20 protein-coding genes are annotated in these 25285 nt (G+C 62.1%); 16 read left to right on the forward strand and 4 right to left on the reverse strand.

Features of this window, described 5'->3' with window-relative positions; all coding sequences use genetic code 11:
• Window positions 1-306: 306 nt before the first annotated feature.
• From OHD62_RS22010 to OHD62_RS22035, 6 genes are all read left to right on the forward strand, one after another.
• A complete protein-coding gene (locus OHD62_RS22010) occupies window positions 307-1698 on the forward strand; it encodes an aminotransferase (protein WP_263787051.1) in 1392 nt (463 codons plus the stop codon).
• Between the two features lie 61 nt (window positions 1699-1759).
• Window positions 1760-3253 (forward strand): aldehyde dehydrogenase, encoded by a 1494-nt coding sequence (locus OHD62_RS22015; RefSeq protein WP_263787053.1) that lies wholly within the window; start codon window positions 1760-1762, stop codon window positions 3251-3253.
• Window positions 3254-3285: 32 nt separating this feature from the next.
• Entirely contained in the window at window positions 3286-4938 is a 1653-nt protein-coding gene (locus tag OHD62_RS22020) for a class I adenylate-forming enzyme family protein (RefSeq protein WP_263787055.1), read from the forward strand.
• Window positions 4935-6530, forward strand: a complete 1596-nt coding sequence (locus OHD62_RS22025) for a phytoene desaturase family protein (protein ID WP_263787058.1) — start codon at window positions 4935-4937, stop codon at window positions 6528-6530. Before OHD62_RS22020 ends, OHD62_RS22025 begins: the two co-directional genes overlap by 4 nt.
• Before the next feature lie 9 nt (window positions 6531-6539).
• Window positions 6540-7394, forward strand: a complete 855-nt coding sequence (locus OHD62_RS22030) for an amidohydrolase family protein (protein ID WP_263787060.1) — start codon at window positions 6540-6542, stop codon at window positions 7392-7394.
• A gap of 137 nt (window positions 7395-7531) precedes the next feature.
• The gene (locus OHD62_RS22035; protein ID WP_263787062.1) at window positions 7532-8185 is read left to right on the forward strand and encodes a TetR family transcriptional regulator C-terminal domain-containing protein; all 654 of its coding nucleotides are present in this window, start codon (window positions 7532-7534) and stop codon (window positions 8183-8185) included.
• 145 nt (window positions 8186-8330) lie between these two features.
• Here the strand turns inward: OHD62_RS22035 and OHD62_RS22040 are convergent, their stop codons facing one another.
• The gene (locus tag OHD62_RS22040) at window positions 8331-9368 is read right to left on the reverse strand and encodes a histone deacetylase family protein (RefSeq protein WP_263787064.1); all 1038 of its coding nucleotides are present in this window, start codon (window positions 9366-9368) and stop codon (window positions 8331-8333) included.
• A 28-nt stretch (window positions 9369-9396) separates the two neighbouring features.
• The gene (locus OHD62_RS22045; protein WP_263787066.1) at window positions 9397-10836 is read right to left on the reverse strand and encodes an amidase; all 1440 of its coding nucleotides are present in this window, start codon (window positions 10834-10836) and stop codon (window positions 9397-9399) included.
• 229 nt (window positions 10837-11065) lie between these two features.
• Here OHD62_RS22045 and OHD62_RS22050 point away from each other — a divergent pair, with 229 nt between their 5' ends.
• The 4 genes from OHD62_RS22050 (at window position 11066) to OHD62_RS22065 (ending at window position 16355) form a co-directional block, all read left to right on the forward strand.
• On the forward strand, window positions 11066-12676 hold the full coding sequence (locus tag OHD62_RS22050; RefSeq protein ID WP_263787068.1) for an ABC transporter substrate-binding protein: 1611 nt from the start codon (window positions 11066-11068) through the stop codon (window positions 12674-12676).
• Between the two features lie 196 nt (window positions 12677-12872).
• Window positions 12873-13838: an ABC transporter permease gene (locus OHD62_RS22055; RefSeq protein ID WP_263787070.1), complete on the forward strand. Its 966-nt coding sequence runs from the start codon at window positions 12873-12875 to the stop codon at window positions 13836-13838.
• 8 nt (window positions 13839-13846) lie between these two features.
• The gene (locus OHD62_RS22060) at window positions 13847-14725 is read left to right on the forward strand and encodes an ABC transporter permease (protein ID WP_263787071.1); all 879 of its coding nucleotides are present in this window, start codon (window positions 13847-13849) and stop codon (window positions 14723-14725) included.
• Complete coding sequence (locus tag OHD62_RS22065; RefSeq protein WP_263787073.1) at window positions 14715-16355, forward strand: ABC transporter ATP-binding protein; 1641 nt, start codon at window positions 14715-14717, stop codon at window positions 16353-16355. Before OHD62_RS22060 ends, OHD62_RS22065 begins: the two co-directional genes overlap by 11 nt.
• A gap of 63 nt (window positions 16356-16418) precedes the next feature.
• Here OHD62_RS22065 and OHD62_RS22070 read toward each other — a convergent pair whose 3' ends face one another.
• Both OHD62_RS22070 and OHD62_RS22075 read right to left on the reverse strand, forming a co-directional pair.
• On the reverse strand, window positions 16419-17702 hold the full coding sequence (locus OHD62_RS22070; RefSeq protein WP_263787075.1) for an NAD(P)/FAD-dependent oxidoreductase: 1284 nt from the start codon (window positions 17700-17702) through the stop codon (window positions 16419-16421).
• A gap of 9 nt (window positions 17703-17711) precedes the next feature.
• A complete protein-coding gene (locus tag OHD62_RS22075) occupies window positions 17712-18665 on the reverse strand; it encodes a dihydrodipicolinate synthase family protein (RefSeq protein WP_263787077.1) in 954 nt (317 codons plus the stop codon).
• Window positions 18666-18910: 245 nt separating this feature from the next.
• On the opposite strand from OHD62_RS22075, the gene OHD62_RS22080 reads away from it, so the two are divergent.
• The 6 genes from OHD62_RS22080 to OHD62_RS22105 all read left to right on the forward strand — a co-directional run bounded on the left by OHD62_RS22080 (window position 18911) and on the right by OHD62_RS22105 (window position 25283).
• Window positions 18911-19516 carry a helix-turn-helix domain-containing protein gene (locus OHD62_RS22080; RefSeq protein ID WP_263787078.1) on the forward strand — a complete coding sequence of 202 codons (606 nt, stop codon included), beginning with the start codon at window positions 18911-18913 and terminating at the stop codon, window positions 19514-19516.
• Between the two features lie 288 nt (window positions 19517-19804).
• A complete protein-coding gene (locus OHD62_RS22085) occupies window positions 19805-20659 on the forward strand; it encodes an ABC transporter permease (RefSeq protein WP_263787080.1) in 855 nt (284 codons plus the stop codon).
• Window positions 20659-21456, forward strand: coding sequence for an ABC transporter permease (locus OHD62_RS22090; protein ID WP_263787082.1), 798 nt, complete (start codon window positions 20659-20661; stop codon window positions 21454-21456). Before OHD62_RS22085 ends, OHD62_RS22090 begins: the two co-directional genes overlap by 1 nt.
• Before the next feature lie 62 nt (window positions 21457-21518).
• Window positions 21519-22646, forward strand: coding sequence for an ABC transporter ATP-binding protein (locus OHD62_RS22095; protein WP_263787084.1), 1128 nt, complete (start codon window positions 21519-21521; stop codon window positions 22644-22646).
• A gap of 54 nt (window positions 22647-22700) precedes the next feature.
• Window positions 22701-23765 (forward strand): polyamine ABC transporter substrate-binding protein, encoded by a 1065-nt coding sequence (locus OHD62_RS22100; RefSeq protein WP_263787086.1) that lies wholly within the window; start codon window positions 22701-22703, stop codon window positions 23763-23765.
• 81 nt (window positions 23766-23846) lie between these two features.
• Window positions 23847-25283 carry an FAD-binding oxidoreductase gene (locus OHD62_RS22105; RefSeq protein WP_263787089.1) on the forward strand — a complete coding sequence of 479 codons (1437 nt, stop codon included), beginning with the start codon at window positions 23847-23849 and terminating at the stop codon, window positions 25281-25283.
• Window positions 25284-25285 lie beyond the last annotated feature (2 nt).

The following is a 25285-nucleotide window of genomic DNA, read 5'->3' on the forward strand; positions in this document are numbered from 1 at the left end:
ATGACGCTTTCATTCGACAATTCAGGATGCGCGGTGAGGGCGGCCCGACCGGCTTTCGGGTTCGAATGCTGCGGGTCGGAGCGGCGTGAGATGGCTCTTTGGAGGACGTCGCAATGCGTTGCTGGACCATAGAGTTTTGATTGATCAAGCAATCAATTTGTTGACAGATGCGACGAGCCTGAGCAATATGAGAACAACGGTTTCTAAGTCTGGCAACGCGTTTGGCGGGGCGCCCATGCAGCGCTGTCTGAATCGCGAGCTGTCGGTTTGTTGGAATTTTCTGCGACTTGAAGTTGGAGGGGCAGGGTGAATCTGGTCGGATCTCAATGGAACGCGCTGGAGCGCGAGGAAGACGCGCGCCAGCACCTGCTTCTGCCGGCAGAGGACATGTCCAAGCTCGGCACCGCAAGCCGGCCGCTGCTGGCCTATGGCGAGGGCATTCACGTCGTCGATACACATGGCCGTCGCCTTATCGACGGGCCGGCCGGCATGTGGTGCACCCAGATCGGCTACCAGCGCCGCGAAATCGCCGATGCCTTGTCGGCCCAGGCATTGCGGCTTTCCTATAACTCACCCTGGTACACGGTGAACTCGCCCGCGGCGGAACTGGCCGCGCGCATCGCCGGCATGACGCCGGGCGATCTCAACCGGGTGTTCTTCACCACCGGCGGTTCGACGGCGGTGGATACCGCGCTGCGTTTCAGCGAGTTCTACAACAACGTGCTCGGGCGGACCGACAAGAAACGCATCATCGTGCGTAAGGACGGCTATCATGGCAGCACCAGCCTGACCGCCGCTTGCTCGGGGCGCGAAGGCAACTGGCCGAACTTCGACATCCGCCAGGACCGTATCGCCTTCATTTCCAGCCCGAACATGCGCCATGCCGAAGGCCGTACGGAGGCAGTGTTCCTCGACGTCCTCGTTGCCGAATTCGAGGCAAGGCTGAACGAGCTCGGTCCCTCGACGGTGGCCGCTTTCCTGGCGGAGCCTCTGCTCGCCTCGGGTGGCGTCATCATTCCGCCGGCCGGCTATCACGCCCGCATCAAGGCGATCTGCGAAAGCCATGACATCCTCTACATTTCGGACGAGGTGGTGACGGCCTTCGGGCGCTGCGGTGAATGGTTCGCGTCGGAAAAGGTCTTCGGCGTCACGCCCGACATCATCACCTTCGCCAAGGGGGTTACCTCCGGCTATGTGCCGCTGGGCGGCCTGGCGATTTCCGAACGGGTGCTTGCCCGGGTCAGCGGTGAGAATGCCAAGGGCAGCTTCTTCAGCAACGGCTACACCTATACCGGCCATCCCGTCAGTTGCGCGGCGGCCCTCGCCAATATCGATGTCATCGAAAATGACGGCCTGCTCCAGCATGTTCGTGACATCTCCGGCTATTTCGCCGCTGCGCTTCGCAGCCTTGAAGGCCTGCCTCTGGTCGCCGACACCCGCGCCAGCGGCCTTGTCGGTTGCGTCGAGTGCATGGCGGATACGTCCCGCAGCATCGCCACCGATCTCGACCGAAAGATCGGCGCGCGGATCGATGCGATCTGCTTCGATCTCGGCCTGATCGTGCGTCCGATCGGCAATATGTGCGTGCTGTCACCGCCGCTGATCATCGAACGCGAACAGATCGACGAAATGTGCGGAATCCTCAGGCAGGGGATTCTGCAGGCCGCCGCCGAATTCGAGCGCGGCGAGATTTCTTGACGCAACCGAGAGCGGCCATCGAGGGCGCTCGAACATCATCAATATGCCGAAGGGATATGAAATGACGATCTTGACGACAAGCGACTGGCACCAGAAATCGCAGATCATCTCGTTGCCGACCAAGCCGTTCATCGACGGAGCCTATGTCGATGCCCGCTCGGGCGAGACGTTCGACTGTATTTTCCCCGGCGATGGGCGGCTCGTCGCCAAGGTCGCCTCCTGCGGCGAGGCCGACGTCGACGCCGCCGTCAAATCCGGGCGCAAGGCTTTCGAGGCCGGCGTCTGGTCGCGCATGCCGCCGCTGGAGCGCAAGAAGATCCTCATGCGCTTTTCCGAGCTGATCCTGCACAACCGCGAGGAACTGGCGTTGCTGGAGACGCTCAACGTTGGCAAGCCGATCACCAACAGCCTGAACGGCGACATTCCGAGCGCCGCAAACTGCATCGCCTGGTATGCCGAGGCGATCGACAAGGTCTACGGCGAGGTTGCCGTCACCGCATCCGACATGACGACGCTGGTGGTGCGCGAGGCGCTGGGCGTGGTGGCGGCCGTGGTGCCGTGGAATTACCCCTTGTCGATGGCGGCATGGAAGCTCGGGCCGGCGCTGGCCACCGGCAATTCCGTGGTTTTGAAGCCCGCCGAACAGTCGCCGTTCTCGGCGTTGAAGATTGCCGAGCTGGCGATCGAGGCCGGCCTTCCCAAGGGTGTGCTCAACGTCGTTCCCGGCCTCGGCCACATCGCCGGCAAGGCGCTCGGACTCCATATAGATGTCGATTGCGTCGGCTTTACCGGCTCGACCGAGGTCGGCGGATACTTCATGCAGTATTCCGGACAGTCGAACATCAAGCGGATCGGGCTGGAGCTTGGCGGCAAGTCGCCTCAGGTGGTGCTGGCCGATTGCGATGATCTCGATTTTGCCGCCCAGACCATCGCGGCCGGCATCTTCGGCAATTCCGGCCAGGTCTGCAACGCAGGCTCGCGCCTGATCGTTGAGGAGAAGATCAAGGACAGACTGCTGGAAAAGATCACCGCCCATGCCACGGCGCTTAGGCCAGGCGATCCGCTCGATCCTGCCACGCGCCTGGGCTCGATCGTCAACGCAGAGCAGATGGGCAGGGTGCTCGGCTATATCGACGCCGGCCGCGCCGATGGGGCCAAGGTCGTTGCCGGTGGTAGCCAGGTCCGTCAGGACAGCGGCGGCTTCTTCGTCGAGCCGACGGTTTTCGATGCCGTCGCCAACGACATGAAGATTGCCCGCGAGGAAATTTTCGGACCGGTCCTGTCGACGATTACCGTGCGCGATTTCGATGAAGCCATGAGCGTTGCCAACGACACCATCTACGGCCTCGCCGCGGGCGTCTGGACCGGTGGTGTCAAGAACGCGCATCGGGCGGCAAAAGCGATCCGGGCCGGCGTCGTCTGGGTCAACTGCTTTGATCGCGGTCTCTACTCGGTTCCGTTCGGTGGCTTCAAGCAGTCCGGTTTCGGCCGCGACAAGTCGCTTCATGCCATGGACAAATATTCGGACCTGAAAGCCATCTGGTTCGCTCACTGAAGACCGTCCTGCTGCAGGAATGGATGCGCGCAATGGGAAGAACAGACGTGTTGGCGGAGCCGGTGCCGGACTATGCGGAACGCCGCCGCCGCATTGAAGCCGAGCCGCTGCCCGTCAATCTTCAGGCGCTGATCGACGAGGCTGCTCTCGAAGCAGGCGACAGGCTGCTCTGGGACTTCTTCGAATCCGGAGAGACGATCACCTATGCGCGTATGCGCAGGACGGTGAACGGGCTCGCCGGAAAGCTTCTCGATGCCGGCATTGTCAAGGGCACGCATGTCGGCGTCATGCTGCCCAATATTGCCGCGATGCCGCTGACCTGGCTGGCGCTCGGCTGCATCGGCGCCATCATGGCGCCGGTCAATGTCAGCTATCGCGAGCGGGAACTGGCGCATGTCGTCAAAAGCGCCGGGGTCGACTGGATGGTCGTGCATAAGGACTGCCTGCCGATCGTCGCGGAAGCGAATGCGCGCGGCCTGATCGCCATTGCGCAAAAGCGCATCATCGTGGTCGGCGGCGCGGCAGCACCGATGCTGTCATGGGAGACCCTGGCAGCCGAACCGCGCGACCAATTCGAGGCACCCCAGCCGGTCGGCCACGATGATCTGCTCAACATCCAGTTCACTTCGGGCACCAGCGGTTTTCCGAAGGGCTGCATGCTGACCCAGCGCTACTGGATCAGCAGCGGCAAGGTCAACGCGTTCCGGGACGGCCGCCGCTACGAGCGCATCCTAGCCTCCACGCCGTTCTTCTACATGGATCCGCAATGGCTGCTGTTGATGACGATCTATCAGCGCGGCACCCTCTTCGTGGCAGCGCGTCAGAGCACCAGCCGCTTCATGGAGTGGATACGGCGCTATCGCATTCAGTTCTGCCTGTTGCCCTGGGTCCTGCACAGCCAGCCGGACAATCCTCTCGATGCCAAGAATGAAATCGTCCGCGCCAATGTCTATGGCGTGCCGCGCGACCTGCATGCCAAGCTCGAGGCGCGCTACGATCTCAATGCCCGCGAAGCCTTCGGCATGACCGAACTCGGCCCGGCCATGTTCATGCCGGTGGAGCGCAGCGACATGGTCGGCTCCGGCTCCTGCGGCGTGCCGTGCCCGTTTCGCGAATGCAAGATCGTCGATGAGGAAGGTCGTGAGGTCGGCGCGGGCGAGGTCGGCGAACTGCTCGTGCGCGGCCCGGGCATCATGCTGGGCTACTACAACAATCCCGAGGCGACGGCGTCGGTCTTTGCCGACGGATGGTTCAAGACAGGCGATCTCTTCCGCGTGGACGAACAGGGCCATTTCTACATCGTCGGGCGCAAGAAGGACATGATCCGGCGCAGCGCCGAGAACATCGCCGCGCGCGAAGTCGAATCCGTTCTCAATGCCGTACCTGTCGTCGCCGAAGCCGCGGTCATCGGCGTCCCGGACCCGCTGCGCGGCGAAGAGGTCAAGGCCTATATCAAGCTCAAGGACGGGTTCGAACCCTCCGAGGAAATCATTGCCTCGATCATCGACAAGGCAGGCCGGGAACTCGCCCCGTTCAAGGTGCCGCGCTTCTATGCCTTCCTGGCGGATTTCCCCCGGACAGCTTCCCTGAAGATCGCCAAGCCGCAACTGGCGGCGGAGACCGCGGACTTGCGGACCGGCAGCTACGACCGCGTCGAAAACCGCTGGATAGGATCGCCGCAATGAGCACGCAGTATGATGCCATCATCGTCGGTGGCGGGCACAATGGCCTCGTCTGCGGCGCCTATCTGGCGAAGGCCGGGGTCAAGGCCTGTGTGCTCGAACGCCGACCGTTGACCGGCGGCGCCGCGGTCACCGAAGAGATCTGGCCCGGGTATAGGGTATCCACGGCTTCCTACTATATGGGGCTGCTGCAGCCGAAGGTCATTCTCGATCTCGAGCTCAAGAAACACGGTTTCGAGGTTGTCGTGCCGGTGCCGACTGTCTTCCCGCTGGAAGACGGGCGCTTTTTCACCATGTGGGACGATCCCGAGGAATTCCGGCGGGAGATCGCCCGGTTTTCCGAAAAGGACGCAGCCGCCTATCCCGCCTATCGCGCCCACCTCCTGAAGATCGCGCCGTTCATGAAGCAGCTGATCTTCGAAACGCCCGTCGATCCCGGCAGCGGCAGGTTCGCCAATCTCAGGAATCTCGCGGCCTTCGCCTGGCGCTTTCGCAAGATCGGCAGCGTCTTCTACGACATCTACAATCTGTTGACGCTCAGCGCCTACGACTATCTCGGCCGCTGGTTCGAATCCGACGAGGTGAAGCTGGTGCTTGGCTTCTTCGCTGGCGGTGGTGGCGCCAATTCCAGCATCAGGACACCGGCCTCGGCCTATATGCTGGTGCGCTCCATCGTGCGCGACCAGACCACCGCCGCAGGTCCGTCGGGCTTCATGAAAGGCGGCATGGGCATGATTTCGGACTCCATCCGCCGCTCCGGCGAAAGCCACGGTCTCGCGGTCAGGACCGATGCGGAAGTTGCCGAAATTATCACCGAGAACGGCAAGGCCATGGGTGTCAGGCTGGCCTCCGGCGAGGTGATCGGCTCGCGCATCGTCATTGGCAATGCCAGCGCCAAGACAACGTTCCTGAAACTCGTCGATCCGGCCAGGCTGCCCGAAAGCTTCGTGCGCGATATCCGATCAATGCGAACGGAATCGACTGTCTTCCGCATCAGCCTGGCCCTCGACGGCCTGCCGCAATGCCCGTCCTTCGCTGCTGCCGGCATCGGCTTCGATTTTCCGGCGCAGTTCAACATCGCAAAAAGCGTCCGCTACATGGAGGACGCCTACCACCAGTCGCGCAATGGGGAGATGTCGTCGTCGCCGTTCCTCATCCTCAAGTTCCCGACCGTCAGCGATCCGTCAATCGCTCCGCCGGGACACCACATCCTCAGCATCTTTGGCGGCCACGCGCCCTATACGCTGAAGGAGGGTCATTGGGACGAGCGCCGCGACGAACTCCATGCAAACGTCATGCGCGTGCTGACGGAGTATTTTCCCGACATCGAGAAGCACATCGTGCACAGCCAGATCCTGACGCCGCTCGATCTCGAACGCATCTTCGACTTGCCGAACGGCCATGTTCATCACGGTGAGATCAGCGCCGACCAGATGTTCTTCCGGCGGCCGGCGGCGCACTATGCCGATTACCGCAGCCCCATCGAGGGTCTCTATCAGTGCGGTGCTTCCACCCATCCGGGCGGTGGGGTAACGGGAATGCCGGGCCATAACGCGGCCCGGGTCATTCTTGCCGATCGTAAACGCTGGCAGTGAGGAAAGCCGTTGCTGATCGATTTTTCCAGCCGTCCGCCGATCGAGGCCTTCAATCCGCCGGCGCCGCACCTGCAGAACTATCGCCGCGTCTATGAAGCAAGCGAGAAGCGCTCGGCATCGTCAGACACGGCAAGGGACCTGACAGCCTATCTCCAGACCTACGAGCAACTGGGCGCCCGGCATGTCGTGCTGAAGGCGCGTGACCTCACCACCACTTTCGGCTTCAAGATCGCCAATGAAACCGTCGCCGCGTTCTGTCGCGAACACGGTCCCCGCTTCATCGGCTTTGCGGGCGTCGATCCGCATAGGGGAAAGACAGCGGTCGAGGAGCTCGACCATGCGATACGCAATCTTGGCCTGCGCGGGCTTAACATCCAGTGTTTTGAGCTGAAGCTGAAGCCCAACGATGCCCTGCTGCGGCCGCTCTACGAAAAAGCGCTGGAGCTTTCGATCCCGGTCAACATCCATTGCGGCATCAATTTCTCGACCTCGACACCGATGTCGTTCGGCAAGCCGGAATATCTCGACGAGGTGATGGTCGATTTCCCGGACCTGCGGGTCTGCGCATCGCCGCCCGGATGGCCTTGGGTCAATGAACTGATCGGTGTCGCATGGCGGCATCCGAACCTCTATATCGGCCTCCTGGCCGTGCGGCCAAAGCTGCTTGCCAAGGCCCATTCCGGCTATGAGCCCCTGCTGCAATACGGACGGACCATCCTGCAGGACAAGATGATTTTCGGCTCCAGCTTTCCGATGATGGCGCCGGCCGGGGCCATCGCCGAGATCGACGCACTGCCGCTGGAGGCCGGCGTCCGACAGAAATGGATGCATGACAATGCCGCCGCCTTCCTGAAGCTGCCATAGCCGAACCGGACGACGGCCTGGTTGCCGGCAGTTTTGACCTGCCGCCACGGAGGTCGATGTTCCAGTTTGCGCAGGTCTCAGGAATCCGGCAAAACAACTTGCCTCACGTTACTGCAGCAATATTCCCCGGGTGTTCGATGAGCCAGACAGCAACCAGAGAGAAGAAAAAGACCCGCGATGCGACGCCGCTTTCCCGTGAGGATCAGGTCGCCGAGAGGCGCCAAAGCCTGCTCGACGCCGCCGTCGCGGTGATCGCCAAGAAAGGGCTGATCGGCGTCACCATCCGCAGGATCGCGGCCGAGGCAAAGTGCAGCTATGGCGTCGTCTCCTTCCATTTCAAATCCAAGGACGGGATCATCATCGCCGCGCTCGATTATCTCTCGGACGAATACGAGCAGCTTCTGGCCCGCGGCAACCGCACCGGCGTTTCGCCGGCGCGGCGATTGAAGACGATGATCGAAAGCGATTTCGACGGGCGGGTGGCAAATGCCAAGCGAATTGCCGTCTGGGTTTCATTCTGGGCGGAAACGGTCCGGGTGCGCAGCTATCGCAAACGCTGCGCCGAGCTCAAGGCCCGCTACAACGCATCCGCAGAGGCCGATGTCGCAGCCCTTGCCAAAGAGCGCGGGCTGACAGTCGATGCGGCGCAGGTGGCTCACTCGCTGAACGCCATGATCGACGGTTTCTGGATCGCCAACCTCGTCGGCGACAATACCGGGCAGGCCGGGCAGCTGGCATCGAAAGAAGCCTGCCTGGCCTATCTGCGCTCGGTATTTCCCGACGACTTCTGATCGCCTTGACTGATTGAATCAAGGCGCCGCTCCATCTTCTTGTTTAAGCGGGAACTTTTCCTTAAGCCGGCTCCCATTTCTTGGCGAGCTGATCTTCGGTTCGGGATCGTGGTCTATCCCCTGATGTTGTCGTTGCCCGTTCAGTTCATGATCCGATCACGTCCTCGAAACCCGTCAGTACATTGACGGTGTTGACGCCGATATCCGCGACGGCATAGCCGCCTTCCATCACGAAGACCGTGGGAACTCCAAGCGATGCGATCGCTCGGCCCATGCTGAGGAAATCGGCGTTCTGCAGCTTGAACCTGGAAATCGGGTCGCCATCGAACGTATCGACGCCGAGCGAAACGACCAGCGCCTCAGTGCCATGGGCGGCAATGCGGGCGAGGGCCGTATCGAGCGCCGGTTTGTATTCGCCGTACGCGCTGCCCCAGGCGAGCGGCACGTTCAGATTGAAGCCTTCACCCGGCCCGTCGCCGGTCTCGTCGGCATAGCCGCTGTAATAGGGATATTCAGTCTCGGGATCGGCATGGATCGACGCCACCAGCACGTCGGCACGCTCGTAGAAGATGTCCTGCGTTCCGTTGCCATGGTGGTAGTCTACATCGAGCACGGCAACGCGCCTTGCGCCCCGGTCGACAAGGTTCTGTGCGGCAACGGCTGCATTGTTGATGAAGCAATAGCCGCCAAAATAGTCGCGCCCGGCATGATGCCCGGGCGGACGGCAAAGGGCGAACGCCATCCGCTCCGGACCCGCGGCAATTTCCGTGGCGGTCAAGGCGGCGTCGGCGGCCGAGGTGACGGCCGTCCAGGTTCCGGCCATGATCGGGCTGCTCATGTCGATGCAGTAGCGTCCGAGTTCGGCGCCCGGCCGCTTCGTGCGGATGCGCCTGGAGCGCGGTGGCGGCCAGGCGTTGGGGAAGGCGTCGATCTGCCCGCTTTCGGCGGACCATGTTTCCCAGATCGTCGAAAGAAATTCGACGAAGTCGGGATCGTGAACGGCCAGCAGCGGCTCGAGCCCGAAGCTGCCGGGCTCCACGACCGGGCCGAGGGCTACTGCCTTGATCCGTTCCAGCACGAGTTCAGCCCGCTGTGGCATTTCGAAGCTCGGCACGCTCTTGCCGCGGATGAACTCGATTTGCGCATCCTGGAGCGCATGCCGAGGCGAGTAGACGGTTTTCATGCTGTTGGCTCCGGCCGCTTTGAAACGCCTATCGGCTTGAAGGAATGACCGGGCGGGCGGTGCTCCTGGTGAACCATCCGCCGAGCGCCTGCTCATAGGCAAGCCCTGCACGGAAGACGTCCTGATCGCAATAGCTGCCGCCAACGATCTGGATGCCGGTCGGAACGCCGCTGGCCGCATGGCCGGAAGGCACGCTCAAAACCGGGCAGCGGCTCAGCATGTTGAAAGGGTAGGTCATGATCCAGCCATAACGCGGATCCACCGGCTTGCCATTGATCGTCAGGCCCTTGAGCGGATCGTGTTCGGCGCCGACGGCGGGCAGCGCCAGTGTCGGGCAGACGAACACATTGTAGCGCTCCATCAATGGGCCGAAGGTGGAATACATCTCGCCAGCAGTATAGAGCGAATCCAGAAAATCCTTCGGCGTTGCGACCTGGGAGGATTCGGCGAAGGTGCGGCTGTATTGCGTCAGAAGCTCGGCGCGTTCGTCGAGATATTCCGCGACCCAGGCGCCGAAGATGGTCTGGAGATAGTCGCTCGCGGCTTTCTCGGACTTTTTGGTCCAGCCGAGGTCTACTTCGGTCACCTCGGCGCCGAGCGATTTGAAGACTTCCAGCGCTTTCAAAGTGTTGCGCCGGACATCCTCATCCAGTTCGAAATAGCTGAGATCAAGGGAATAGGCGATCTTCCAGCCCTTGATGCCGCTGCGGTCGACGGGGACGTGCAGTTTCGGTTTCAGGGACGCTATGTCGTTGGGGTGCGGACCGCACATGATGTTCTGCATCATCAGGCAGTCCTCGACCGTTCGCGCCATCGGGCCGGGATGATTGTAAAAATCGAGGTTGAAGGGCGGTGTCGCTGGGTTGCGGCCATAGGGCGGCTTGTAGCCGACAACGCCACAGGCGGAGGCTGGAATGCGGATCGATCCGCCAATATCCGATCCCGTCGCAAAGGTTGTCATGCCGCTGGCCAGTGCCGCGCCCGATCCGCCGGAAGAACCGCCCGGCGTATAGTCGAGGTTCCATGGATTGCGCGTCACGCCCCAGATGCGGGAATAGGTGAAGCCCTCGGATGAAAACTCCGGCGTTGTGGTCCGCCCGTGGACGATCGCGCCCGCGTCCATCAGCCGTTGCACGACCGGCGTCGTCGACGTGGCCACATAGTCCTTGTAGATCAGCGACCCGAACGTCGTGATCTTGCCCTCGATCGCGTTCTCGTCCTTGCTCGCCAGCGCAAGCCCTTCGAGCGGCAGCATGCCGTCTGTGTTCGCCATGTAGCGGGCCTCCGCCTTCCTCGCGGCCTCGAGAGCTTCTTGCGCATAGACAAAACTGAAGGCGTTGACCGTCGAGCGTGTCTCCTCGATGCGCGAAAGCTGTGCCTGGAGAAGTTCGACCGGCGAGAGGGAGTGGTCACGAAACCGCTTCAGTGCCTCGGTTGCGGACAAATAGCAAAGCTCAAGGTCGGACATCGGTTGATCCTGATCGGGAGGGCGGAGCGGTACAGAGCGTACGGCAGTAGGCAAAAAAATGATCGATCAGTCAATCAGAAATTATTGACATCGACCGGTGTCGTGCTAGCCTTCCCTCGATGGCTGGAAAGCGCGCGAAGAACGCGACGACAAGGGCGGCCGCCAGGCAGACACGTCTGATCGCATGCGCACAAAAAATGCGTACATCAAGAACAAGGGGAACCAAGCAATGTCCGATTCAGCATTTTTGGAAATGAAATTCTGGGCCGAGCAGGCGCGAAAAGGCGGTATCTCGCGTCGCGAATTTCTTGGCCGTGCAGCCGCGCTTGCCGCTGTGGCCGGAGCGGGCACGTCGTTTTTTGCGTCCGGCGCTCAGGCGCAAGAGCCCAAACAGGGCGGCTTTGCCCGCTTCGGCATGTCGGATGCCTCACAGCAGGATACGCTTGATCCGGGCACCTGGCCGGCGAGTTTCGTGCAGGCGGCCTTCAGCGGATCGCTGTGCAACAATTTGACCGAAATCGCCGCCGACGGCAGCATCATCGGCGATCTGGCGGAAAGTTTCGAACCCGCCGATGGCGCCAGGAAGTGGACCTTCAAGATCAAGAAGGGCATCACTTTCCACGACGGCAAGAGCCTGACGATGGCCGATATCCAGGAATCGTTCCGCCATCATATGGGCGACGGTTCGACGTCCGCGGCCAAGTCGCTGCTGTCGCAGATCGACACAATCACTCCCGACGGCCCCGACACGATCGTCTTCAACCTGAAATCGGGAACGGCCGACTTCCCCTATCTCGTCGCCGACTATCACCTCTCGATCATACCCGCCAAGGAAGGCGGCGGCATCGACTGGCAGCGTGGCGTAGGCACGGGCAGCTTCACCCTGGAGAATTTCGAGCCGGGCGTTTCGATCAAGATGAAACGTAACCCCAACTACCACAAGAACAACAAACCCTATTTCGACGAGATAGAATATGTCGCCATCATGGATGCGACGGCCCGCATGAACGCGTTCATGACCGGCGAAGTCGAGTTCATCGGCGATCTCGACGTGAAGAGCATCGGCCTGATGGAGCGCAATCCCGCTCTTAGCGTTCTGCGCGTGCCAAGCCTTCGCCATTTCACCTTCGACATGGATACTTCGACCGCCCCCTTCGACAATCCCGACGTCCGCCTGGCGCTGAAATACGCAATCGACCGCGACGACATCGTGCGCAAGGTCTTCCTTGGCGAAGCCATCAAGGGCAATGATTCACCGGTGGCGAGCACCATGCCGTTCCACATCGAACCGAAGCCGGTCTTCAACTACGATATCGACAAGGCCAAGGCACATCTGGCAAAGGCCGGATTGACCTCGCTCGACGTCGATCTCTCCGTTGCCGAAGCAGCATTTCCCGGTGCGATCGATGCGGCTGTTCTCTTCCAGCAGCATGCCGCCAAGGCCGGCATCAACATCAATATCGTGCGCGAGGCCGACGACGGTTACTGGGAAAACGTCTTCCTCAAGAAGCCGTTCAACGGTTGCGACTGGTATGGCCGCCCGACCTGCGACTGGCTGTTTTCCACGAGCTATTCCAAGGATGCTTCGTGGAACAACACGCATTGGAAGAACCAGCGCTTCAACGAATTGCTCGTCGAGGCGCGCTCCGAGACGGATCAGGCCAAGCGCGCCACGCAATATGCCGAGATGCAGCAGATACTGCACGACGACGGCGGCGTCCTGACGGTTGCCTTTGTCAACTGGATTGTCGGCGTATCGGCCAAGATCGGGCACGGCCAGGTCGGCGGCATCTTCCCATGCGACAATCTGCGTATGTCCGAGCGCTGGTGGATGGTCTGAGACAGGACCCGGTGCCGGACCTTCCCGGCACCCCCTGCACCACGATAGGCTGATGGTTCTGCCAAGCGCATTCGCCTTGGAGCGAAACGATGTCCGCAGGTGCCTGACAAACGCTGCCGGTTATCCCTGATGGCAGGCCAAATGCGTGGGATGCCATCAGCATGCGTTGCGTCTATGTAAAGACGGGAAAGTTCGTATGGGTCTTGTTTCCAACCCTATCGCGAAGATGATCCTGCAACGGATCGGGCTTGGCTTGCTCAGCCTCGTCATCGTCTCACTGGTCATCTTCCTTGCCGTGAACCTGTTGCCCGGCAGCTTTGCGAGCGCCGTGCTCGGGAGGTCCGCAACTCCCGATGCAGTGGCAGCCTTCCAGCACCAGCTGGGCCTCGACCGGCCGATGGTGGACCGTTATTTCACCTGGCTCTCCAGCGCGCTGCAGGGCGATTTCGGCAACTCTTTCTCCAAGCGTCCGGTCGGCACCATCATCGGTCCACGCCTGCTGAGCACGTTGCGGCTGGCCGGCATCACGGCAGCCATCGCCGTGCCTCTGGCAATTCTGCTCGGCATTGTCTGCGCACGCTATCGCAACAGATTGCCGGACCGGTTCTTGAGCGCCGTGACACTGGCCGCGATATCGGTGCCGGAATTCTTCATCGCCTATGTGCTGATGCTCTTTCTGGCGACCAGGCTGCACATTTTTCCATCGCTATCGAGCATCCGCTCCAGCATGCATTTCGACGAGCAACTCTATCGCATGGCGCTGCCGATCATGACGCTGCTCTTCGTCGTGCTCGCCCATATGATGAGGAATACCCGCGCCGCCATCCTCAACGTCATGTCGCGGCCTTTCATCGAAATGGCACAGCTCAAAGGCGAGCCGGAGATGCGGGTGATCATGCGGCATGCACTGCCCAACGCCATCGGGTCGATCGCCAGCGTCGTGGCCATAAACCTTGCCTATCTGATTGCCGGGGTTGTCGTGGTCGAGGTGGTGTTCGTCTATCCCGGCATCGGGCAGACCATGGTGGATGCCGTTCGAAATCGCGACGTGCCGGTCATCCAGGCCTGTGCGCTGATCTTCTCGACGGCCTACATTCTGCTCAACCTGCTGGCCGACATCATCTCGATCGTCAGCAATCCCCGTCTCCTGCATCCGCGTTGAGGTTCCGCATGACGAACACTGCGACACGCTCCGCCCCATCGCAAACCGCTCTTGCCCGCGGCCTGAGGGCTGTGAGGCAGGCGCCGCCGACGGCGATCTTCGGCATGGTGGTCCTGTTCGCCTATGTCTTCACGGCGATCTTCGCGCCCTTCATTGCGCCTTACGGAGAGTTCCAGGTCGTGTCGTCCGTGCCCTACGCGCCCTGGGACGAGGTGAACCTGCTGGGTACGGATCAATTGGGCCGCGATTTCCTGAGCCGGATGATCTTTGGCGCGCGCAATTCGATCGGCATTGCTTTCGTCACGACGCTTCTGGCCTTCGCCATCGGCGGGTTCTTCGGCATCATGGCGGCGGCATTGCGTGGGGTGGCGGATCAGGTGCTCAGCCGCTTCGTCGATTCCGTCATGTCGATCCCCGACCTGATTTTCACGCTGATGCTGCTGGCGATCTTCGGGACCTCTGTCCTCAACCTGATCCTCATCATCGCCATCCTGGATTCGACCCGGATCTTCCGGATTTCGCGGGCCGCCGCGATGAACGTGGTCACGCTCGATTTTGTCGAGGCGGCCGCTGCGCGCGGCGAGGGGCTGGTTTGGCGGATCGTCCACGAGATCCTGCCCAACATCCTGCCGATCCTCATCTCGGAATTCGGCATGCGGTTCTGCTTCGTCTTTCTGTCGATCGCCGCCCTGTCCTTCCTGGGCATAGGGCTGCAGCCGCCTATGGCCGAATGGGGGTCGATGGTGCGCGACAACGCCACGCTCATCAACATGGGCGACATCACGCCGCTGATCCCGGCCGGTGCGATCGCGCTGCTGACGATCGGCGTCAATTTCGTTGCCGACTGGCTGCTGAACATGTCGAGTGGCCTCTCCGATGAAGCATGAGAACACCAGCACACTGAGCAGAGCGGCTGCCATTGCCGTCTCAGACCTGCGCATCGAGGCGCGCACCAGCAGCGGCTGGACCGAGATCGTCAAAGGCGTGAGCTTCACCCTGCGGCGTGGCGAGGTCCTCGGCATCGTCGGAGAATCCGGCGCGGGAAAATCGACGATCGGCCTTGCTGCGCTCGGGCATTTCAGGCCGGGCTGCCGCGTCACCGGCGGCAAGATCGTCTTCGACGGAACCGATATGCTGTCGCTTGCCGACCATCAGCGGCGCAAGCTCCGGGGCACGCGCATCGCCTATGTCGCCCAGAGCGCCGCGGCTTCGTTCAACCCAGCCAAGCGGCTGATGGACCAGGTGGTGGAAGCGGCGGTCGAACGCGGCGGCCAGTTACGCGAAGAGGCCGAGGCCAATGCGGTCGCCATGTTCCGCTCGCTGCAACTGCCCGAGCCCGAAACCTTCGGCAGGCGCTATCCGCATCAGGTGTCCGGCGGCCAGTTGCAGCGGGCAATGACCGCCATGGCCATGATCTGCCGGCCGGACCTGATCGTCTTCGACGAGCCGACCACCGCGCTCGACGTGACGACCCAGGTCGAGGTCCTGATCTCGATCCGCAAGGCGATCGCCGAATATGGCGTCGCCGCGCTCTACATCTCTCATGATCTGGCAATCGTGGCGCAGCTTGCGCATCGGGTCATGGTGCTGCGCTACGGCGAGGTGGTCGAGGAGGCGCCGATCGCCGAAATCCTGTCGGCGCCGAAGCACCCCTATACCAAGACACTGTGGGCCTTGCGCAGCATCGAGGAGCCCGAGCGGCCGCCGTCGGGCGACCTGCTGCAAGTCAGGAACATCTCGGCGTCCTACGGCACCTTCAAGGTGCTGGAGAGCGTCGACCTGTCGGTCGGCAAAGGCCAGACGGTTGCGCTTGTCGGAGAGTCCGGTTCAGGCAAGTCGACGCTTGGACGCGTGATCGCCGGTCTTATGAAACCGGACGGCGGCGCGGTGATGTTCGAGCAAAGCAGGCTGGGGCCTGTCGTCTCCTCGCGCACCAAGGACCAGTTGCGCCGCGTCCAGATTATCTATCAGTCGGCCGACACATCGCTCAATCCGCGCCATGCCGTTCGAAAGATCATCGGCCGGCCGGTGTCTTTTTTTCATGGTCTTTCGGGCAAGAAGCGCGAGGCGCGCATTGTCGAACTTCTGCGCATGGTCGAGCTCGACGGCAGCTATATCGACCGCATGCCGTCGCAGCTTTCCGGCGGCCAGCGCCAAAGGGTGGCGATAGCCCGGGCGCTCGCCGCCGATCCGGAACTGATCATCTGCGACGAGGTGACGTCGGCGCTCGACCAGATCGTCCAGGCCGACATTCTGAAAATGTTGCTCGACCTGCAGAACCGTCTGGGCGTGTCCTATCTGTTCATCACCCACGATCTGGAAATCGTGCGCGCCATCGCCGACCAGGTCGTCGTCATGAACAAGGGCCGGATCGTCGAGCATGGGAAGCGCGGCGAGGTGCTGTCGCCGCCCTATGAGGACTATACGCGCCTGCTGCTCGATTCCGTTCCCGAGATGTCGTCCGATTGGCTCGACCGGCTGATCTCTACCCGCGCCGCAATTGCAGCGAAGCAGTGACCAGAGGCTAGATCGCCGATGCGATGAAGCTTCCGGCGACCGGCTGAATCGGCGCTCACCGTGTCAAAGGCCGAACCGGTCCTTCAGCCGCCCCGAAAGGATCGCTGCCCTGACGCCCAGCGGCCAGAACCGGTGGAACCGGATGGTCTTCACCTGCGATATCGGCATGGGGAAGGGGGCGGTCTCATCGCCGCGAAGACGCTTTGCCAGGACGCTGCCCATCGCCGAGGCCATGGCGACGCCACGACCATTGTAGCCAAGGCAGATCAGGATGCCGTCTTCCGGCTCGTGCACATGCAATAGGTGATCCTTGGTGATCGCTACCCGACCGTTCCAGCCATGTGTCCAGCGTGTTTTGGCAAGCGCTGGCCAGAGCTGCCGCGCATAGTCGCTGAGATAGCCGATGGCGGAGGCATCCGCGACGGGCCGCATCGGCCCCCGGCCGCCCATCAGGAGGCGGTTCTGCGCGTCGATCCGGTAGTAGACCGTGATGTTGCCGGCCTCATAGACGACCGGTCTTTCAGGAAGGATTGCCGCGGCAACCGGGGGCGGGAGCGACTCGGTCGCGGCGATGGCGCTGAACACCGGAACGAGGGATTGCTCCAGGCCCGGCCAGAGCGTGCCGGTATAGCCATTGGTCGCGATGAGAACCTTCTCGGCGCTGAGAGAACCGTTGCCGGTTTTGAGGAGCCACTGTCCGGCCTCCCTGCTCAGCGAAAGGACCTCGCTGTCGCCAAAGATCCGCGCGCCGGCATTTTGCGCCGCGGCCGCCAGACCAAGGGCATATTTCAACGGATGGAGATCGCCGCCGCGGGCGTCGAGCATGCCCGACATATATCGGTCCGTGCCGGTGCGTGCCGCCATCGCCTTTGCGTCCAGCATGCTGACCGGCATGCCCCGCCGCTCGCACTGCTCGGCCGTGGTCCGCACCGCCCCCGCCGGCTTCGGGCGGACGGCGGCACGTATGGTGCCGTTCCGCCTGATATCGCAGGCGATCGACAGGCGCTTGATGAGATCGAAGGTGAAGTCAGGCGCGCCATAGGAGAAGTCGACCATGCGCGGCCCGAGATCCGGGCCGAACAGCGCTTCTATCGTGTCGGGATCGTATTTGAGGCCGGGATTGACCTGGCCGCCGTTCCGACCCGAGGCGCCCCAGCCCGGCTGGCGGGCCTCGAGCACGGCGACGTCTTCGCCGGCTTCCGCCAGATGCAGGGCCGTCGAAAGGCCAGTGAAGCCGCCGCCGATAATGGCGATCCTTGCCCGCTGCGCATCCTTCAAAGCCGGGTAGTTGCCGACGCCGCCGGCGGTTTCGCGATAGAGACTTCTGGGCGGTTCGCTTTCGAGCATAGTGATGCTCTACGAAGCAGCCGCTGGCGAGAGAGTGGCCGGCGGAGAGGCGACAGGTTTGACGAGGAGGGTGCCTGCCGAATGCAGCTCCCGCAGAATATCCAGCAGCCTGGTTCTCAGACCCTCGGACACCGCTCCAAGCGGCGGCAGCGAGCCGCCGGGATCAAGCCCGATCATGCCGAGGGCCAGCCGCGTCGGACCAGGATTTTCCTCGCTGAACAGCGCGTCCATCAAGGGGCAGAGCCGGCGTTGCAAAGCGAGGGCGTCGCCAAAACGTCCGCCTTCGGCAAGAGCTTGCACCTCGTTCCAGAACGACGGAACGAGTACCGCCGAAGTGAGGATCCCGCCGCGGGCGCCCATGCTGACCTGCTGGGTGAACAGCGTGTCCTGGCCGCTCAGCATCTGGAAGCCAGCGGGAACCTTCTGCATGACGTGATCGAAATGGTAGAGGTCCGTATTCGACGCCTTCATGCCGATGATGATGTCGCGCTTCGCCATGGCGGCGATGGTTTCGGGAGCGATGACGAAGTGGGTCCGGGCCGGATTGTCGTAGAGGACGATCGGCAGATCGACCGCCTCCTTGACCTCGGCGAAGTAGCGCAGCACGCCTTCCTGGCTGTTGCGGGTGTAGAACGGGACGATCAGCATGAGCGCGTCGGCTCCCGCCGCCTTGAAGGATTTGCCAGTATCGACCGCATCGCCCAGCCCGGGCGACAGCACGCCAGCGATAACTGGCGCCTCTCCCCCAGCCGCGGCAACGCTCGCTTCGACCGTCTCGATGCGCGCCTTTGCCGAAAGCGCCGTGAATTCTCCCGTTCCGCCGAGCGGCACCACACCGGAGGCGCCATTGTCGATCATGTAGCGCACGAGCTTGCGCACGCCTTCGATGTCGACGCTATGGTCTGCGCGAACGGAGGTCGGAAAGGCCGGAATGATGCCTTTGAGCGAAAGGGGATGCGCCACGTGCGGGAACTCCGTGCAGGCTGAACTGGAAGACAGACCCAACGGGCATCGTGCCGGGGTCGCGCCAGGCAATTCTGCACGGCTTTCCCGGAATCACAACAACGATTTTTAATTTTCTGAAAAACGATTGTTTCGGCAGCGAAGTTTCGCTAGCTTCCGGAGCGGCCATCGTTGCCGCCGGCGCGCGTCTTCGGCGCGCTGCAAAAAACGATTGCTCGGTGGGCAGCAAGACGTGAAAGTCCAGCATGGAAAACATAAAGTCTCGTGTGATGACATTGCAGAAAGCGGATGCCGGGCAGGACAGTGATCCCAGGCTGGGGGCGCGCCTGCGCGAGTTGCGGCAGGCAAGAAAGCTGACGCTGGCCGACCTTGCCGCCAGCACGGGACTCTCGATCGGAACGCTTTCGCAGCTGGAGCGGGATCTCGTTTCGCCGACGGTGCGCACGCTTTTCACCCTGGGCAGCGCGCTTGGCGTGTCGCCCGCATGGCTGATCGACCCTGAAAATAGCGGAGACGTGGATGCGCCTTTCGTGGTCCGGGCCAACAAGCGCCAGCCTTTCCTCAACGCGGACGGCCTGAAAAAGGATCTTATTTCGCCGGTGGCCAGCAAGCGGCTGAAGGGTTTCTACGTCGTCATCGAGCCCGGCAGCGGCTCCGGAAATGCGCCCTATGTGCATGCCGGCGAGGAGATGGGCCTCGTCATGTCCGGCGTGCTGGAATTGAGAATCGACGATCGCGTCTTCGTCCTGCGGGAAGGCGACTGCTTCTCGTTTCCGAGCGACCATCCGCACAGTTTTTCCAATGTCGGCGCCAACCAGGCGACCGTCTTCTGGGTCAATGCAAACATCTAGTGCATAGCCCCGAAAACCGGAATCGATTTCGGGTCATGCGCAAAAATCAAAATGCTCAGAGAGCCAAAGCACGTCGCATGATTCCTGGCGCGCGACCTGCTCAAGGCGAGTGACGCGCTCCAGCGTCGGCAACAATTTTCATTTTTCAGAAAACTGCTTGTTATGTCGCTACTGATATGCCAGTTTTATGAAAATCGTGTATGCGAAAGACGGGAGGCGGACCTCATCCAGGGGCCAGCCGGGGGCATGACCTCACGACGCATCGCGACATGACTGGGAACTTTTCAAATGTCGAGTGCGAGTGACGTTTCATTTCTCAGCCCGAGGTCGGCGACGCTTCTCGTCGCGCCGCTCGGTGCGCTGCTGATCCTGTTTTTCGCCTATCCGCTGATCCTGACTGTCTGGCAGAGCTTCTACGAGGGCGGCTTCACGCTGCGGGCCTATGCCGAGCTTGCCACGTCGACGCTGTTCTACAAGGTTCTTCGCACCACCTTCGTCATCAGCTTCACCGCGACGCTGGTCAGCCTGTTGATCGGCTATCCGGTCGCGCTGCATCTGTCGCGGCAGTCGCCCCGCAAGCGCACATTCTACCTCATGCTGGTGATGCTGCCATTCTGGACCAGCATCCTGGTCAAGAGTTTCGCGCTCACCGTGCTTCTCGGCCACAGCGGCATCGTCAACCAGGCGCTGGGCTTCATCAGCGGCGGAACCATCCAGTTCCCGATGGTCTTCAACCGCTTTGGCGCCATTGTCGGCATGATCAACTATCTCTTGCCGTTCATGATCCTGTCGATCCTCGGCAGCCTGCTCGCGCAGGACGGCAATCTGGCGCGGGCGGCCGAAGTGATGGGCGCCGGACCGTTCCGCATTTTCCGGAAGGTGACGCTGCCGCTCAGCATGCCGGGCGTCATCGCCGGCATCATCATCAATTTCACCTTGTCGATCGGCATGTACATCACACCGGCGCTGCTTGGCGGACGGCAGGACATGATGATCGCCAATCTGATCGATTTCTACACAAGGCAGACACTCGACTGGCCGATGGCCTCGGCCATCTCCGTCGTCCTGCTGCTGATCTCAGGCGCTCTGGTGACCATTCTCGGGCGTGTCCGCGGCGGGGCCGGCGTCATGGGAGTGGCATGATGACAAGACCGTTGCGAACGGCCGCCGTCTTCTTCGTGCCCGTGGTCGCCTGGGCCTGCTACCTCTTCCTCCTGCTGCCCAGCGTGATCGTCTTTCCGATCTCGTTCGGCACGGGGGGCGAGTTCGAATTTCCGCCGCGCGCGTTTTCGCTTGAACTCTACCGGCAGTTCTTCACGGACGCCGCCTGGTGGGGCGCCATGACGCAAAGCCTGATGATCGCCTTGATGACGGCGCTCGCCACGACGGTTCTAGGCCTGCCCGCAGCCTATGCGTTGCAGCGGGCGAGCCTGCCTGGTGCCGGCCTGATCAACGGCTTCATCATGGGGCCGCTGCTGGTTCCGGTGATCGTTCTCGGCCTTGGGCTCTATCTGCAGTTCGCGCCCTGGAACCTCTTGAACCGCGATGTCTCGCTGTTCCTCTCCCACACCATGCTGGCGGTGCCCTTCATGATGATCTCGGTTGGCGCGTCGCTCAGGCATCTTGATCCGACGCTCGAGAACGCGGCGTTGATCATGGGCGCTTCCAAGCCCGCCATCTTCTTCAAGGTCGTGCTCCCCCAGTTGAAGGCCGGTATCGCGGCAGGCGCTCTTTTCGCTTTCCTGATCTCGTTTGACGAGGTGATCGTCGCCTATTTCGTGACTGGTCCGGAAACGCAGACATTGCCGGTGAAAATGTACAGCGCCATGCGCTGGGAGCTGTCGCCGGTCATTGCCGCCGCTTCGACCCTGGTCACCGTTTTTTCAATTCTTCTGGCGATCGGCATCATGATGCTTCAGCGCAAGGAGAAGCAGCAATGAACGCGCAGATGAAGCCCCCGGTCGCTCCATCCGCATCGTCTCCATTGGATAAGGAACCAGCCTTGGCGCATCTTGCGGAACCCTCCACACCAAACGCTGCAGCCAGCGACGCCATGATCGAAGTGCGCGGTCTGTCGAAGCTCTACAACGGCGTGGCAGCCTTGTCGGATGTCACCCTCAGCGTCGGCAAGGGCGAATTCGTCACGCTGCTCGGCCCGAGCGGATCGGGCAAGTCGACCCTCCTCAACCTGATCTCGGGAATGACGACGCCGACCGCGGGCAAGATCCTGATCAACGGGACGGATGCCACGACCTTGCCGACCAACCAGCGCGGGCTGGGCATGGTCTTTCAGAATTATGCGCTGATGCCGCATATGACGGTGTTTCAGAACATCGCCTTCCCGCTGCAGGTCCGCAAGATCGGCAAGGACGAGATACGCCAGCGTGTGATGGACGTGCTGAAACTCATCCAGCTCGAACATGTCGCCGACCGCCGACCGCGCGAACTCTCCGGCGGGCAGCAGCAGCGCATCTCGCTGGCACGCTGCATCGTCTACAATCCACCGCTCATCCTGATGGACGAGCCGCTCGGCGCGTTGGACAAGAAGCTGCGCGAGGGCATGCAACTGGAGATCAAGCGGCTGCATGCCGATCTTGGCGTCACGATGCTCTACGTCACCCACGATCAGGACGAGGCGCTGACCATGTCCGACCGCATCGTCCTGATGCGTGGCGGCAAGATCGAGCAGCAGGGAACGCCGGAAGCGCTCTACTTCAAACCACAAACCGTCTTCAGCGCCGATTTCATCGGCAGCTCCAATCTTTTCCCCGGCAAGCTGTCCAAGGACAAGGGCGGCCTGATGCTCCGCTGCGCGGCCGGCGCGTTTGACGTTCCCGCGGCCGACGGCGCGTTCGTGGCCGGCTCCGCTGCCGTGCTGCTCGTGCGTCCGGAAAACATCATGGTCGAGACACCGGCCGATGCCTCCGGCCGCCAGCAGATCGCGGCCACTCTCAAGGACACCGTGGTGCTTGGCGGCATCGTGCGGCATTTCCTCGAGACGCCGGCCGGCGAGCAGATCATCGCGCAGGAACTCAATCAACCGAACCGGGCGCGATTGATGCGCGGCGATGCCGTGAAAGTGTCCTGGCGGGTCGACGACGGCAGGCTGCTGCCGGCGGAGCGCGCCTAGTCCGCAGAATTTTCTCCCCTTCACCTCGAAGCTTGACCAACGGAAGGCCAGACAATGACAAAAGATACATTCCGCATATCTCGCCGCAGCTTCACAAAAGGTGCTGCCGTTGCCGCGATCGGCCTTGCAGCGCCGTCCGTCATCACCGGTCGCGCCAGGGCGGCGGACAAGTCCATCACCGTCACCTCCTGGGGCGGCGACTATCACAAGAGCGTCGAGGAGGTGTTTGCCGCGCCGTTCACGGCGGAAACCGGCATCGCGGTGCAACTGGTCGACAATGGCGACATGGCCAAGGTCAAGGCGCAGGTGCTCAGCAACAGCGTCACCTGGGACATCATCGACGCGCCAGCCGCGTTCGCCACCTCCGGTGCCAAGGAGAACCTCTGGGAGCCGCTCGACAGCACGCTGGTGGCGACAGAAGGCCTGCTGGAGAAGCCGAACGCCCTCTACATGCCGCTCTATCTCTACAGCGGCGGCATTTTATGGAACACGGAACGCCATCCCGACGGCAAGCATCCGGTCGATTTCGCCGGCTTTTTCGACACGGAAAAATTCCCCGGGCGCCGCTGCATGCGCTCGCTTGCGCCTGAAACGCTCGAGGCCGCACTTGTCGGTGACGGGGTCCAGCCGAAGGATCTCTACCCCCTCGACGTGGAGCGGGCCTTTGCCGTGCTCGATCGCCTGAAGGACAATATTTCGAAATTCGCCGCCACGACGCCCGAGCAGGTGACGTCGGTCAGCCAGAACGAGGCCGATTTTTCCTACAGCTACTACAACCGCGTCAAGAGCGCCCAGAAGAGCGGCACGCCGCTCGATTTCTCCTTCGCGCAGACGAACAACTCGCTCGACTTCTTTGCCATTCCGAAGGGCTCGAAGAACAAGGAAGCGGCGATGCAGTTCATCGCGTTCTGCCTGCGGCAGGACCGCCAGACCGCCTGGGCGCTGCGGGGCTATTATCTGCCCAACACGCTGAAGTCCGTCGAGGAGATCAAGGCATCGCCGAATGGCGGCTTCCTGCCGGATCTCGCCAGCGGCAAGAATGTCGTCATCAATGCCGAGTGGTGGGGCGACAATTACACCACCGTGCAGAAGCGCTATTCGGAATGGATGATTTCCTGAGGCGCGGTCTTTGATCCCAGCGCCTCGCCGGCTCATGGCCGGCGGGGCGCCGCTCCACATTTCCTCTAGAAGTGACGCACAGTGACCGATCAGACTGATATCATCTCGCTGTTCTCCGACATTGTCGGAGCCCGCAATGTCGTGAGCCAGCCCAGCGAGATGGAAGGCTTTCTGACCGACGTCCGCCGCAGCTACCGGGCCGAGGCTTTGTGCGTGGTCCTGCCTGCCGACACGAACGAAGTCTCTGATGTCATGAAGCTCTGCCACGAGCGTGGGATCGCCGTTACCCCGATGGGCGGCAATACTGGTCTCGTCGGTGGCGCCATCGCCAGGACTGAGGCACCCGGCATCATCTTGTCGCTGAAGCGGATGAACCGTGTGCGCGAACTCTCGCTCGTCGACGACACCATCACTGTGGATGCCGGCTGCGTTCTCGCCGATATCCAGCGCATTGCAGCGGACGCCGACCGCCTGTTCCCGCTCAGCCTCAGTTCGGAGGGGAGCTGCCAGATCGGCGGCAACATCGCGACGAATGCCGGCGGCGTCACGGCCGTTCGCTACGGCACGATGCGGCAATTGGTGCTGGGGCTCGAGGTCGTTCTGCCGAACGGCACCGTCCTCAACGGGCTGCTGAAACTGCGCAAGGACAATACCGGCTACGATCTGCGCCAGCTCTTCATCGGCGCGGAGGGCACGCTCGGCGTCATCACGGCCGCCGTGCTGAAACTCTTTCCCGCACCCAAGGCGACCGCCACCGCGATGCTCTCCGTCTCCTCCGTCGATCTGGCCATGGAGGTGCTCGGCCTCGTCCGGTCCGCCTTCGGAGAAAGGCTGACGAGCTTCGAGATCATCTCCGCCGACTATATGGACGTGGTGCTGCGCAATGTGGCCGGCACGCGATCGCCCTTCGCGGATATGCCGGCCTGGAACCTGCTGGTCGAGATCGCGGATTCGAATGGCGATGCAGACCTCGCCACTCCAATGGAAGCCGTCCTGAAAAAGGCGCTTGAGCGCGAGCTGATCGCCGATGCTGTGATCGCGCAGAGCGAAGCGCAGGCCGCCTCACTCTGGCATCTGCGTCACGCAGTTTCAGATGCAATCCGCTATGCCGGGCCGAACATGTCGCACGACAGTTCCGTTCCGCTCGACAAGCAAGGTATATTCGCCGACTTGACCGGCGCGCGGATCAGCGCGCGGTTTCCAGAGTCCGAAGTCCTGATGGTCGGCCATCTCGGCGACGGCAACATGCATATCGTCGTGCTTTTCAAGCCGGACCGCTTCGCCGGCCGGGAGGACTACATGGCGGCTTCCGAGACCATCGACCTGATCATTGACGAGGTCGTCGTCGAGCTTAAGGGGAGCATCACGGCCGAACACGGCGTCGGTCTTAGCTACCGCCACAGGCTCGACAGAACGACCGAGCCGGCTGAGATTGAGCTGATGCGCGCGATCAAGAACGCCTTCGATCCCAGAGGGATCATGAACCCCGGCAAGATACTTCTTCCATCTTCGCGCTAGCC

Source organism: Mesorhizobium sp. YC-39 (assembly GCF_025753795.1).
In the GTDB taxonomy this organism is placed as follows: domain Bacteria; phylum Pseudomonadota; class Alphaproteobacteria; order Rhizobiales; family Rhizobiaceae; genus Mesorhizobium.